The sequence below is a fragment of the Maribacter sp. C-4077 genome (genome assembly GCF_055378385.1).
Window position 1 is genome coordinate 4,041,004 of sequence record NZ_AP038807.1, and the last position, 13,651, is coordinate 4,054,654.

Genomic DNA, 13,651 nt, shown 5'->3' on the forward strand with positions numbered 1-13,651 from the left:
TTACGTAGCTTTTGCAAATCCTTTACGGACCTGGGAACCCCAACCCGACTTGATCTTGAACAGTTTTTTGTAATTGCCACGAACCGCGGACCATACCACCAAAGGATGGAACGTTAGTGGCTCTATAATGGCACAGAACATCAAAATCAAGATATCCTTTGTTTTCTTGTATTCGTTATAGGAATAGACATCCCAAAGAATGGCGTAAAAGGAGAACATGATGGAATAGATGTAAACGGCCGCCGTTATGGCCAAAAAGAACTCCCAATTCAAAATTCCCAACCAATAAAAAAGGATGATGGTAAAAAAGCCGAAAAACTCCAACAAGGGAGCCAACCATTCATAAAAGAACCAATAGGGATAACTGAGCATGCCCAACCTTCCAAACTTGGGGTTGAAGAACATGTCCTTATGCTTAAACAGGGTCTCCAGGTTGCCTCTCGCCCACCGGTCCCTTTGGTTCACAAGGATTTTTGGGTCTTCTGGAACTTCTGTCCAGCAAAGCGGATCCGGAATATATTCCACGGTATACGGCAATTTACGTTCGTGCATGTAACGCCGCATCTTAAATACGATTTCCATATCCTCGCCCACCGTATTGGTATCATACCCCCCAACTTCCAAGGCTATTTGACGATCAAAAAAACCAAAGGCCCCGGAGATGATCAATAAACTATCGATGCGGCCCCAGGCCATTCTTCCCAAAATAAAGGACCGGGTGTATTCCAACAACTGAAAACGGGCCAACCAATTGGTGGGCAAACGTATTTCCTCCAATTGTCCGCCCTGTATGATGCAGGAGTTTGCCACACGGATCACACCGCCTACCGCGATTACCTGCTTTTCGGAACGCTGGTAGAAGGACTTAACCACATGCAAAAGTGCATCGGGCAATAGTAGGCAATCCACATCGATACAGCCCACATATTGATTGGTAGAAAGGGCCATTCCCGTGTTCAGGGCATCGGACTTACCACCGTTTTCCTTATCGATTACGGTTAATTTTGAAAAGGCCTTATGGGGCGATTTATAGATGCCCCGTATGGGTTTGTTCTTCCAATCCGGGTCTATTTCCTGCTCAATTTTAAACAGATCGTAGGCCTCGATCATTTTCTGTAAGGTATCGTCCTTACTCCCATCGTTGACCACCATGACCTCGTAATTCACGTACCGCAAGGACATGAGCGAACGTATATTCTCCACAATGGTAAGCCCTTCGTTATAGGCAGGCGCAATGATGGTGATGCTGGGGGCCAAGGGAGAAGCCATCAGCTTGGACATGTCCCCAAAACTATTTTTGTTCCTGTAGTGGATGGAATTCCTTGTGGACAAATAGCCCATTATGGTAAACATGGAAAAGAGCACTACCGTAAACACGAAAAAAACGATGTTTATATACTCCATCAATATGTCCAAAAACCCACTAGCCATTCTTTTTGTTGTAAAATTTGGTGGACATATTGCACAAATGGTCAAAAAGGGTATTGCGGTCCCCTGTATTGGAGGATCTCGTATACTTCCTTTCGGTGGAACCTTCCCCAGTTCCGGCAGGTTCAAAGTTCAATTCGAAGAAATCCGAATTGTCCTGATTTAACAGTTGTTCAATGGACAGGGGCGCATCTTCCTTTCGAATCACAGGATCTACAGAAGCCTCCTGGAGTCGGCTCTGTAACCTATACAGTACTTTTAAAGCAGTTTCCCGGATACCCTTATTCGCATGGGAAACCAAAGTATGGAGTAAGGGCAATTCCTTGGCATCGCCAACTTCTGCGATTTCGTTCAATAAAAACAGTTTGGTCTCCAAATCGCCTTTGGAAATCAATTCCTCAAAAACACTATATTCCTTTAGGGGTTCCGTGTTCTCGAAATCTGTTTGTGTAGAGTACGTGGCAATAAAGTGGTCCAAAATAGTACCGACCCGTTCCAAAACAGCGGGGGAAGTCTCGCTCTCCAATAGAGATTTTAAAAACGGGATTTCCCGTTCATCCCCCAGTTCATCAATATTTTCCAAAAGGGCCATGGTTTCCATGTCCTCGTAGAATTTTGGTTTGGGAATTAGGTGCTCCAAGGAGAAAACCGTTTCCAAAATCTCTTCCTCCGGCGTTATTTCAGCGTCTTGCGACTCGTTTTCTTGGGATTCCCATTCAAAATCCAAGGGCCATTCCATAGAATTTTCCTCGGCATCGGGGAACGCAACGGAGTTTTTACCTACCGTATCTTCTGACGAATTCATATCCGAAAAATCCAATAAATCCAGTTGAAATTCATCGATGTGAGCATCTGCTCGTGAAGCACGTATCTCCTCATAGGCGACATCCATGGATTCCGGACGAACAGGTTCCGCTTTTGGTTTTACCAAAACCTCTTCATAGTCCACGTTCAGGGATGAAACGCTTACAGGTTCTGATTTTTGGACGCCCAGGACTTCCTCAAAATCGACCCGTATTTGTAAGGGATCCTCTAATGCCTGTTCCCGGCGTTCAACCACCAGAGGCAAAAAGCTGCAATCAAATGCTATGGGCCTTGCTTTGGTTTTCAATTCCTCAAAAATCACGGGAAGATCATTAAGGGAAATTTCCTTTTCTTCGGATACATTAGCAAACCCTTCCCTATCCGAATCGATAACCAAGGGCAAAAACGCTATTTCATCCTCGGTCAATTCCAGGGAACCTGTTAAATCCAAGGTTTGCGTCTCCTCCTCCTCAAATTCTTCGAAGCTAGGCTCCCAGGTTCGCGTGTCCAAGGATACTTCATCGGAATCCAAGGTTCCGCCATCCATGAATTCTGGTTGGGATGTAGGAAGCTCCAGATTTTGGGCTTTGGATGCTACAGCCTCTGACTGACACTCGTGCTCCGTTTCATCTGCTTCCATCTGATCAACCTCATTTTCGGGCACCTCAGGCTCGGTAACTTTTTCTATATCCTTTGTTGGCAGAATAGCTTCGGGCTTGATTGTGTTGATGGCCCTTACCGCCTTGTTCTTTACCATAAAACTGTAGTTCTGACCCTCAATATCTTCCAAAAATGGAAGATCCGCCTCACTGCCAATTTCTGCTACGGTATCCAATATGTGCATGCGGATATCGGTACTGTTCCTGTCAAAAACCGACTTCAGCACTGGCAGTGCTTCCGTGATATTGAATTCCTTGATACAGTGAATGGCCTCCCGCTTAATGTGGTCACTTTTATGGTGCACCAAGGTAATCAAGGAGCTACTGGCGTCATTCTGGTTGTAATGTTTTATGAGCCTAAGGGCAAAAAGCACCACATAGTTGTTCTTGGAGGTCAACCATAGCCTAAATGGCGGCGCGAGATAGTCCTCCTTGTTCCGTACCACATCCAAAAGTTTCAATTGCTGCCATTCCGATATCTTATACTTCGTATGGTCCAAAAAGAAAGTGACCCCTTCCTGCTTAAGGGTCACCACGGCAATTTCAGCCTGTTTTCTCACCGTGGGCCGCCTATCGTTTATAAATCGGGTAATGGGCATATAGGCTTCTTCCACGTGCATTTGTGTAAGTTCGAATATGCCTTTGGCAATGTCCTCCCAACGCCAACTTCTTAGCTTTTTATACGCATCTTCATGCAGTCCCAGGTCCTGATAAATATGGAACAGCTCCGCCCTGGTCGATCCGGAAACATCCTTGCGAAGGTCCATAAGGATTTCCGTAAGTACTTTACGGTCGAACGGACTCTTGATCAATTCCCTGACCTCTATTTTGAGCCCTATATAGTTAATTTTTTCAATCTTGTCCCCGTTTTCGTCATAGAACAAAAACTCGCTCACAATAGGTGAAAGCTCCTTTTTCTTTTTCCTTATTTTTTGGGCTTCCCTTGTAATCCTGTTTCTGAAGTAGAAAACGGAGATTAGGTATACCACGGCCAGCCCTATAAAAAAAGAGGACAAACCCCATAGCAAATCCGTCGGGATTTTGGGGCTTGTGATCAAGGTCGTTATTTTATAGGTCTGGGGGACTATGACTATAGGTTTAGGTTTTTTTCAGTTCGCGTGTCAACCGGACCATTAATTCCGATGGACTAAAGGGCTTTGATATAAAATCGTTCGCACCTAATTCAAAGGCGCTCAGTACATTCTCTTCATTTCCTGCCGATGAAATAATAATAATGGGCGTGTCCAAGGATAGCTCCTTTCGCACATAGGTGATCAATTCGATTCCGGAGAAATAGGGCATCATGATATCACAAACGATGATATCCGGCCTATGGGTCTCCATATACTCCTTCATCTCCTTGCCATTGGAGGTAAAATGCACCTTAAAGCCACTCTTTTTGAGTCGAAAACTCAAAAGGGACGCCAAAAGCTCATCATCATCTGCCAATAGTACCTCCATACTTAGCTATTGGATTGTTTTTTGATTTGGGCGAAGGCCAAATCGATTTGTTTTTCATACTCCGGATATTGCTGAAGGAATGTCTCGAACAATGCCCTGAGCTTTATTTCGTCCAGTGCTTCAGTGGATGCCTGCATCTGAATCATGATATCCACAAGTTTTTCCAATTGCAGCATTTTGAGACCCGCCTTCAGCTTATGGGCGGCAAAGCCTATTTCCTTTAGGTTGTTCTGTTTGAGGTCGATTTTTACCGAACCTATGAACTCATATACATTTTGCTTGAACAAGCGAATAAGTTCTTCCAATACGACGATTTCCCCACAACAATCTGCCAATACGCCTTGTAGATTCACAGTGGTAGCAGGGTTTCCCGTAATGACGCCTGTCTTTAGGAGTGCCTTACTTTCTTTGGGAAGACCTTGTTTCTTGGCCTTTAAAAGCTTTTTCAACAACTCGTCCAGCGTGTAGGGCTTCAGCAAAAAGTCGTTGATACCGGTCGCAATGCAGTTTTCTTCGTCCTTGGCAGTAAAATCTGCACTTACGGCAATGATGGGAACCTTCTCAAGATACTTGTCGCCCCTAATTAGTTCAGTTATTTGAAAACCGTTAAGGCCGGGCATCTTCAAATCCATCAGAACTATATCAATTTGCTGTGTTCGCAGTATACCCAAACCTTTATCCGCATTGGAAGTAACGTATACCCTACAGCCCCATTTGTCCAATTGCTCCTTTATAAGGTGCTGGTTCATGGTATTGTCCTCGAACACCAAGATTTTGGTACCATTCAACAATTCCTTGCCTTTTAAGCCCGTAACCGTGCTAAGGGTCTGTTTGCGAATGTTCTGTGAACTGCCTTTTTTTAGTGGCATGGTAAACTTGAAGGTCGAACCCTCTCCCATTATACTTTCCGCCGATATTTCGCCTCCCTGCCTTTCCACCAATTCCCTGACGATACAAAGTCCAAGGCCCGTCCCCCCGTATTTGGGGTAAATATGCCTATCTGCCTGTTTGAAGCATTTGAAGATATCGCCAAGCTGTTCCTTGGACATACCGATACCGGTATCCGCTACGCTAAACTCCAATATATATTCTTCCTCATCCTGTTTTAAAAGGGAAACCTCTAACCGAATGTATCCCTTCTCCACAAATTTGATGGCATTTCCCAATAAATTGAGAAGTATCTGGGACAACTTGGAGGGATCTCCAATCAAAGTCCCGGGAATCCCGGAGTCGATTTTTAGCTGTAGGTCTATATTTTTATCGACCAATAAAGTCTGGCTTAGAAAAATAACGTCGTTGATCAATCCGTGGAAATTAAAATCAACGGACATAAAGTCCTCCATACCAGAGGATAGCTTGGAGTACTCCAACACTTCATTGATGATTTCCATCAAGTTCTGGGAGGCCATATGTATGGCATCGACCTTTTTGGATTGGGTTTCACTAAGGTTGTCTTCGCGCAAAAGATTGGTAAAACCGATGATTCCGTTCAACGGAGTACGGATTTCATGGCTAATATGTGCAATGAACTTGGTTTCCTTGCGCTGTCCCTCCGCCGATGAATTTTTGTCATTGAATTCATTTCCTACAGAAGCTATTGGTAAGGGGCTGTTGGGATTTTGGATCTTTCCCTCCAAAAGCTCCGAAAAGGCCCTAAAAGAGTTTTTTAACGAAGCGGCCTCCGCTGCATTAAGCGATTCAAATGAAAAGCTGGATAAGCTTGATTCCAAATGTTTTAACTGACTCAGTAAGTTTTCTGTTTGTACACCGTCCATGAATGGGTAGTAGTTTTGGGGTCCTTCTTAGTTTTCAGGAAATAAAATTGACCCTTTCATGGTCTACCCACAATTAAATGTTCCCTAGGCTTCCTTTTTTGTTGTGAATAGTCTTTATTTGTAGGTATAAAATGGTACAAAATGAAGCGGTACATCTATATTTTAGGCGTTTTGGCAGTATTTGCCTGTAAAGAGGAAAAACCACAGGTGGCGGAATCCCTTGAGGAAAAGGCCAGGCGCATCCATAACAACGTAATCACATTGGACACCCATGATGACATCAATGTGGCCAATTTCACGGATAGTATCAACTATACCCAGCGCCTGAATACCCAGATAAATCTTCCTAAAATGGAGGAAGGAGGTCTGGACGTGGCATGGTTGATCGTCTATACGGGACAGGATACCCTAACGGCCGAAGGTTATGCCAAAGGGAAGGAAAACGCCATGGCGAAGTTCGATGCCATCCACAGGCTTTGTGAAGAGATTGCCCCGGACAAAATCAATCTAGCACTTACCTCCGAAGATGTACGCCGCATCCACGATGAAGGCAAAAAAGTGGCCATGATCGGGGTGGAAAATGCCTACCCTATGGGCGAGGATTTGTCGGAGTTTGAACGCTACCATGAACTTGGGGCGCGCTACATTTCGCTGGCCCACAACGGTCATAGCCAATTCAGCGATTCAAACACGGGCGAAGCGGATTCCGTATGGTTACACAATGGTTTAAGTGAATTAGGAAAAGAAGCTGTAAAAGAGATGAATAGATTAGGAATTATGGTGGATGTTTCCCATCCATCGAAAGAAGCCATGAAACAGATGATCGCGTTGTCCAAGGCTCCGATAATTGCATCCCATTCCTCGGCCAGGGCACTGTGCGACCATAGCAGGAATCTGGACGACGAGCAGTTGATGCTGATGAAGGAAAACGGGGGCGTTGTCCAAACGGTCGCTTTTAGTTCCTATCTTAATACGGAAAAGCACGAAGCCCGTGCAGCCTATATGAAAGAGGTATATCAGCAGATAGCGGACTCGCTAGGTATCGAATGGTACGAGCGTTCACAGTTTAGAAGCCTTACGGACGAGCAAAGGGCCTCATTTATGGAAAACTATCCCAAGGTCACCCAGATGGGCCAGGAATTGGTAAAAAGCAGAAAAGATGCCCCTGAACCCGTGAACGTTTCGGATTTTGTGTACCATATCGACTACATGGTCAAATTGATAGGTATTGACCACGTAGGTATTAGCTCCGATTTTGATGGAGGCGGAGGCATCGACGGATGGTCCGATGCATCAGAAACCTTCAATGTTACCCTGGAGCTTGTAAAAAGAGGCTATACCGAAGAAGAAATCGCCAAGCTTTGGAGCGGTAATTTACTCCGGGTATTGGACGAAGTACAGGCCCTCGCCAAAACCATGTCCTAGAATTTTTTAGGTGGTTTCGGCCGCTGCCAGTCGGTCTTTCACGAACTCAACCTTGGTCTTACCATGTGGGGCAGGCTTGCCATCCTCACCAAGGTTTACCATGATAATGTTGTCCACGGTAACAATGGTCTCGTGGTTCATTTTGTTTCGAACCTCACAGTTCAAGGTAAGCGAGGTTTTCCCGAATTTAACGACCTGAACCCCAATTTCAACGATGTCGCCCTGTTTGGCGGCGCTCATGAAATTGATTTCGGACATGTATTTGGTGACAATCTTGCTGTTTTCAAGCTGTATGATACTATATAGGGCGGCTTCTTCATCGATCCAGGCCAATACTTTCCCACCAAACAAGGTTCCGTTGGAATTCAGGTCTTCCGGCTTTACTAATTTTCTAGTATGGAATCTCATAGCGTACTGTTTTACAAGTCAAAATTATAACGAAAAAAGTAAGGAAATAGGGCTCTTCACCATATTTAACAGACGGATTTATGAAGATGTAAAATGTTGTGCCAGCGTACTATGGAATCAGCAAAAATATAGGTCGGATTTTAGGATAATCGCCGATTTATAGGCCACGTCAACAGATCCTTTAACATTTCATTGTCCTTTGTTAAACCCAAAATATGCAATAGAAAATCTATCAAACTAATTTTAAATGTGTGAAAGAAGGGCATTGTTTATAACCCCGTTAAAAACTAATATCCCAACGCAAATCCAAGCGGACTTTAATGGCTACCTTTATAAAAACCGCACAAAATGAACGACAGGTCCCAAAAGTTGCTTCAGATTCGCCCCGAAATTCCTTCCGCAAAAATTCTCCCGAACATGAGCGAGGAGGAACGATTCCAGAACGAAACGCTGCGCCCGGTAATCAAACTTCAGAACGGTTTGTTGCTGGCTTCTTTTCAAAATTATATCGTGAAGGGCAAGAACTCCTTTTATACCTTAAGCTTGGAGAACAGGTTGAACTATATACTCAATGCCATCCAAAAGGATATCAAATTTCGGAATTCACTAAAGGGAATGATCATTGGTCAGTTTACCTTGGAGGAATACGAAGCCTATATTAAAAACTCATCGGCCTTGAACAAAAGGATGATGAACATGGTCATCAAAAGACTTCAGGACCAGATCCAGTATTTTGAGGACGGTGTCCTAGTCTAAAAGGGACTCCCCGTTAAGGTCCGTGGTCAAAATGTTGCTCATCAGATCAAAAAAAGGCCGAATAGCCATAAAGGATTCGTTAATTTTCTCGGCAAAATCCGGTGCCATCACTTCCTGATCCGTGAACTTTCTCATAAAAATGTATTGTTTCCTGCGGATGAGGTCGATGTTGGGGTCATCCTTATCGAAACCCTTAGGGGCGGTCTTTAGCTCCTCCCCTTCCAAACTTCCCCAAATTTTTTGGAAGTCATGGTTTTCCATAATACACCTAAACTCGATGGCGTCCACCTCGAACTCCTTTCGAATCCTGTGCAAATCGTCCTTTTCTGGATTCCAAAATCCAGTGGCGATAAAACTACCTTCGGGCTGTATATGCACGTAATAGCCGCCCCTACGCTCGGCGCCCATTCTGGTGTATGAAGCCGAAAAATTGAACTTATAAGGCGTTTTGTCCTTTGAAAACCGGACATCCCTGTAAATACGGAATATCTTCATCTTCTCTATTTTGTCATGCACATTCAGTGCATCCATAACTTCTTGGAAAAACTTCTTCATCTCGGCCTGCTGGCCCTTGAACCGTTTTTTATGCTCCTCAAACCAGTCCCTATTGTTGTTCTTCTTTAAATCGTTCAATAAATCAAGGGTATTTTTAGTAATTACGGTTTGTGACATACGACTACGGTATTGTGATTTTAAGCTAAAGTTAACCATTTACGAGGAAGACCTTTTGAATTAATGGTTAATTTTGAAAGATAAACCAAGCCAATGAGCCACCCATCCATCGTTGAAAAAATAAAACTTCACAAGAAGCAGCCAAACCTGCGGTTTCGGTTGAAGAAAGATACCGAAGCCTTTACGGACCTCCTTTTCCATACCTTGTTCGATATTGAGATCCCCGTGGCGGATAATTTGGAAAAACTAGAAGCGCAATTCGACAATCTTGTAGATTTGGCTTGTTGGGATTGTCAAAAACCCTGCAAGAAAATTTGGGGCAATTATGTGCAAAAGCTACCCGGCATTCTTGAAAAATTGAACATGGATGCGGAAGCCACGGTTAACTGCGACCCTGCATCCCTTTCCATTGAGGAGGTTTATATGGCCTATCCCGGTTTTTATGCCATTGCCATTTACAGGCTTGCCCATGAGCTCTATACCATAGGTTTTCCCTTGGTACCCCGATTAATGACAGAATATGCCCACCGACAAACGGGTGTGGACATCAACCCTGGCGCCCAAATTGGCGATTCCTTCCATATCGACCATGGAACTGGTGTCGTCATCGGCGAGACGGCCATCATTAAAAACCATGTGAAAATCTATCAGGGAGTGACCCTGGGCGGACTGTATGTAGCCAAACATTTGCAGCAGACGAAAAGGCATCCCACTATTGAGGACAACGTTACCATCTATGCCAATGCTACGATTTTAGGAGGGAATACGGTCATTGGTGCCAACAGTATTATTGGGGGAAATGCTTGGCTGACGTCCTCGGTTCCAGCAAATAGCACCGTTTACCACTCCCCAGAAATAAAAATCAAAACCCAGACCGATGTCTAATTCGATTCTTGACCTTATTGGAAACACCCCGTTGGTGGAATCCAAAGTATTGAACACCAATCCCAACGTTAAACTACTGTTTAAAATGGAGGGCCATAACCCAGGAGGCAGTGTAAAGGATAGGGCCGCCTATAATATGATCAAAAGCGGACTTGAACGTGGAAGTTTAAAACCGACGGACAAACTCATTGAGGCTACCAGCGGAAATACGGGCATTGCTTTGGCGATGATAGCAGGAATATTCGGATTGGACATTGAACTCGTAATGCCCGAAAATTCAACCAAGGAACGGGTACAAACTATGCGCGCTTATGGTGCAAAAGTGACCCTTACACCATCCGATATAGGTATCGAGGGTGCCCGTGATTATGCCGAAAACAAGGTCGAAAAAGAAGGATTTGTCATGGTCAACCAATTTGCCAACGATGACAACTGGAAGGCACATTACATGACCACTGGACCCGAGATCTGGAGGGATACCCAAGGTACCGTTACCCATTTTGTATCGGCCATGGGGACAACGGGCACCATTATGGGAACATCAACGTTCCTAAAGGAGAAAAATAAGGATATTCAGATTGTTGGGGTACAACCCACGGACAACTCTAAAATACCCGGCATACGTAAATGGCCAAAAGAATACCTACCCAAAATATTCGATGCCTCCAAAGTGGATACGGTGATGGAAGTCAGTGAGGCAGAAGCGGTGGAAATGGCAAAACGATTGGCCAAGGAAGAAGGCATTTTTTCCGGTATGAGTTCTGGAGGGGCCGCTACAGTGGCACTTCGTTTGGCCGAGCAATTGGAAAGTGGTGTCATTGTGTCCATCGTGTGCGATAGGGGTGACCGTTATCTTTCTTCAGATCTATTCGATTGATCGGACAATTTTCTACAGCCAGTCCTTTCTTTTAAAATAGACCATCATTCCTATGAAAAGCAGGACCATTACGGCCCAAACTGCATAATACCCATATTTATAATGTAGTTCCGGCATGTGTTCGAAATTCATACCATAGATACCCGCAATAAAGGTCAGTGGAATGAAAATGGACGCCATAATGGTCAATACCTTCATCACCTCGTTCATTTTATTGCTCATGTTGCTCATGTACATTTCCATAAGGCTCATACTCATTTCCCTGTAAATCTGAAGTGTTTCGTTTATTTCCAGGGAGTGGTCCAAAGCGTCCCGTAGAAATAACTTGGTATCGTGTTTGATCAGGGGGCTTTCAGAATCGATGAGCCTGCTCACCAACTCCTTTACGGGGAAGACCCAACGTCGTATTTTCAATACCTCTTTCTTTAACAGTTGTATTTGGTGGGCCACCTCAGGTTTTGGGTCGGCATAGACTTCATCCTCCAAGAGTTCAATACGGTGATTAATTTGCTCCAGAACCAAAAAATAATTGTCGATGATGGCATCCAAGAGTGCGAAGAACAAATAATCTGCCCCTCGACTCCGTATTCGTCCGGATTTTGAGTTTATTCTATTCCGCACCCCGTTGAAAACATCATCCTTGACTTCCTGAAAAACCAGCACGGAATTCGTCATGAGTACCATAGCGATATGTTCAGGAACAATTTCATCGTTTTCGTTCAAATAGAGCATTTTAAAAACCCCAAAAATATAACCATCATATTCGTCGATTTTTGGACGTTGGTCCGTATCCACGGCATCCTCCAAAAGGAGGTTGTTCAGGGCGAAACCCTGCCCCAATTCCTCTATAAAACGTACATCCGTAATGCCAATAACATTGATCCAAGATGTTCGTGGGTCCTTTTGATATTGGAGGATATCTTCCAATCGTTTATGTTCCTGGGTCTCCACCTCTTCTGAATCGTAGGTGGTAATGAATACGAGACTTTCCGACTTCTCCTTAGTACCCAAATAACTGACCGTTCCCGGGGCGGCACCTACTTTTTCCCGAACACGCGATACCTTTTTCTTTCTTTTTGGCAATCCAATTTTTCTTTTCACCATACCGGAAATTTATTTAAATATAGTCAAAAGCCCCAAGTCGTATCAATCGAATTTTACCTCGTTCAATATGAGTCCTGAGCCAGGGGCTACGGTAGTCAATCTTAATTTTATATCGGGATTTAGGGAATCCAGAATTTCCTGCTTCCCTAGTTCGCCTTTGCCCAATTGGATCAAGGCGCCCATGATCATTCTAATTTGGTAGCGCATAAACCCTTGTCCCCTAACCACAAGTTTATAGCTATTATTGGGTAAAAAGGAACCGTATATTAGGTCGTTTTCCAAAATTTCACAATAGTCTACGGTCCGTATAACCTGCGTATTGGGTTTTAATCGGGCTGTATATGTAGAAAAGTCATGCGTACCCACAAAATGGGGTGCGACCTCTTTCATCAGTGAAATGTTAAGGTTTTCAATGACATTGTAAAGAAAAGGCGCACAAAAGGGATGGTTCTTTTCCCCGTAGGAAAATAGGTATACATATTCCTTAGATTTGCTGTTTTTGATGATATTGAAATCCTTGGAAACGGATTTTATGTCCAACGCACGAATATCCGGTGGAAGGTTCCTATTAAAGATAGGTAAAAAGGTTTCAAAATCGGGCAAGGGCGTATCATCCAAAAACAGTTCAAAAACGCCATCCAAGGCGGAAACCTTGGAATCGGTACGTCCGGAACCCAAAATTTTGAACTTTGCATCAGGTAGTACGTGTCTGAACGTTTTGTCCAACATGCCTTCAACAGTCTTTCGGCCAGGCTGTTTTTGCCATCCGCTGTATCTAAATCCTAAATATTGGATACGAATCAGATAATAGTAACGGGTTCTTTTCATTTTTGGAGTATGGATCTAAAATAAGAAGGATCGTTCATTGCTTACAACTTTTTTGTAATTTAAACACAACTAATCAAAACCAATAATTATGACAACTGAAACTAAAATAAAACCACCTGCGTGGTTTTGGATCGTAAGTGTTTTGGCATTACTTTGGAATTTGGCCGGAGCCATGGCCTATATTGGTCAAGCCTATATGTCCGATGAAGTGCTCGCCGCGATGACGGAGGCGGAACGAAATCTATATGAAACACAACCTGCCTGGGTTACTGCAGCCTTCGCGATCGCCGTTTGGGGTGGTACCATTGCATGTATTTTTCTACTTCTACGGAAAAAATGGGCCAAGCCGTTATTCATTATTTCCTTGCTTGGGCTTTTGGGACAAATGAGCTATAACTTTTTTATGAGCGATACTTTTGAAGTCTATGGGCCAAATGCGATGATTATGCCCATTATGATCTTGGTCATCGCCATAGCCCTAATTGTATTCTCCAACAAGGCCATAGCTAAAAAATGGATTTCATAAAGTATTGAAAATTAGAATATTAAAGTTATAATTTTCCTTTTAA

13 protein-coding genes are annotated in these 13,651 nt (G+C 43.8%); 5 read left to right on the forward strand and 8 right to left on the reverse strand.

The window, feature by feature from the left end; genetic code table 11:
• From ACZ41C_RS17555 to ACZ41C_RS17570, 4 genes are read right to left on the reverse strand one after another with little or no spacing between them, the layout of a single operon-like run.
• Window positions 1–1,431: a glycosyltransferase family 2 protein gene (locus tag ACZ41C_RS17555; protein ID WP_138258862.1), complete on the reverse strand. Its 1,431-nt coding sequence runs from the start codon at window positions 1,429–1,431 to the stop codon at window positions 1–3.
• The gene (locus tag ACZ41C_RS17560) at window positions 1,424–3,949 is read right to left on the reverse strand and encodes a HEAT repeat domain-containing protein (RefSeq protein WP_464563331.1); all 2,526 of its coding nucleotides are present in this window, start codon (window positions 3,947–3,949) and stop codon (window positions 1,424–1,426) included. The genes ACZ41C_RS17555 and ACZ41C_RS17560 overlap by 8 nt, the downstream gene beginning before the upstream one ends.
• A gap of 40 nt (window positions 3,950–3,989) precedes the next feature.
• Window positions 3,990–4,352, reverse strand: a complete 363-nt coding sequence (locus tag ACZ41C_RS17565; protein WP_138258864.1) for a response regulator transcription factor — start codon at window positions 4,350–4,352, stop codon at window positions 3,990–3,992.
• A gap of 2 nt (window positions 4,353–4,354) precedes the next feature.
• Entirely contained in the window at window positions 4,355–6,127 is a 1,773-nt protein-coding gene (locus ACZ41C_RS17570; RefSeq protein ID WP_464563333.1) for a hybrid sensor histidine kinase/response regulator, read from the reverse strand.
• A 141-nt stretch (window positions 6,128–6,268) separates the two neighbouring features.
• Here ACZ41C_RS17570 and ACZ41C_RS17575 point away from each other — a divergent pair, with 141 nt between their 5' ends.
• Window positions 6,269–7,552, forward strand: coding sequence for a dipeptidase (locus ACZ41C_RS17575; protein ID WP_464563335.1), 1,284 nt, complete (start codon window positions 6,269–6,271; stop codon window positions 7,550–7,552).
• A gap of 6 nt (window positions 7,553–7,558) precedes the next feature.
• On the opposite strand, the gene ACZ41C_RS17580 is transcribed toward ACZ41C_RS17575, so the two are convergent.
• Window positions 7,559–7,960 carry an acyl-CoA thioesterase gene (locus ACZ41C_RS17580; RefSeq protein ID WP_464563337.1) on the reverse strand — a complete coding sequence of 134 codons (402 nt, stop codon included), beginning with the start codon at window positions 7,958–7,960 and terminating at the stop codon, window positions 7,559–7,561.
• 348 nt (window positions 7,961–8,308) lie between these two features.
• On the opposite strand from ACZ41C_RS17580, the gene ACZ41C_RS17585 reads away from it, so the two are divergent.
• On the forward strand, window positions 8,309–8,716 hold the full coding sequence (locus ACZ41C_RS17585; RefSeq protein ID WP_464563339.1) for a glyoxalase: 408 nt from the start codon (window positions 8,309–8,311) through the stop codon (window positions 8,714–8,716).
• On the opposite strand, the gene ACZ41C_RS17590 is transcribed toward ACZ41C_RS17585, so the two are convergent.
• Window positions 8,708–9,388 carry a DUF2461 domain-containing protein gene (locus ACZ41C_RS17590; RefSeq protein WP_464563341.1) on the reverse strand — a complete coding sequence of 227 codons (681 nt, stop codon included), beginning with the start codon at window positions 9,386–9,388 and terminating at the stop codon, window positions 8,708–8,710. The two genes, ACZ41C_RS17585 and ACZ41C_RS17590, sit on opposite strands and share 9 nt — an antisense overlap.
• A gap of 93 nt (window positions 9,389–9,481) precedes the next feature.
• Between ACZ41C_RS17590 and epsC the strand changes: the two genes are divergently transcribed.
• Both epsC and cysM read left to right on the forward strand, forming a co-directional pair.
• Window positions 9,482–10,273 (forward strand): serine O-acetyltransferase EpsC, encoded by a 792-nt coding sequence (gene epsC / locus ACZ41C_RS17595; RefSeq protein WP_138258870.1) that lies wholly within the window; start codon window positions 9,482–9,484, stop codon window positions 10,271–10,273.
• On the forward strand, window positions 10,266–11,150 hold the full coding sequence (gene cysM / locus ACZ41C_RS17600; RefSeq protein WP_138258871.1) for a cysteine synthase CysM: 885 nt from the start codon (window positions 10,266–10,268) through the stop codon (window positions 11,148–11,150). The genes epsC and cysM overlap by 8 nt, the downstream gene beginning before the upstream one ends.
• A gap of 12 nt (window positions 11,151–11,162) precedes the next feature.
• Here the strand turns inward: cysM and corA are convergent, their stop codons facing one another.
• Window positions 11,163–12,254, reverse strand: coding sequence for a magnesium/cobalt transporter CorA (gene corA / locus ACZ41C_RS17605; RefSeq protein WP_138258872.1), 1,092 nt, complete (start codon window positions 12,252–12,254; stop codon window positions 11,163–11,165).
• A 42-nt stretch (window positions 12,255–12,296) separates the two neighbouring features.
• Complete coding sequence (locus ACZ41C_RS17610) at window positions 12,297–13,082, reverse strand: tRNA pseudouridine synthase A (RefSeq protein ID WP_138258873.1); 786 nt, start codon at window positions 13,080–13,082, stop codon at window positions 12,297–12,299.
• 88 nt (window positions 13,083–13,170) lie between these two features.
• Here ACZ41C_RS17610 and ACZ41C_RS17615 point away from each other — a divergent pair, with 88 nt between their 5' ends.
• The gene (locus tag ACZ41C_RS17615; RefSeq protein WP_138258874.1) at window positions 13,171–13,608 is read left to right on the forward strand and encodes a hypothetical protein; all 438 of its coding nucleotides are present in this window, start codon (window positions 13,171–13,173) and stop codon (window positions 13,606–13,608) included.
• The last annotated feature ends 43 nt before the right edge of the window (window positions 13,609–13,651 follow it).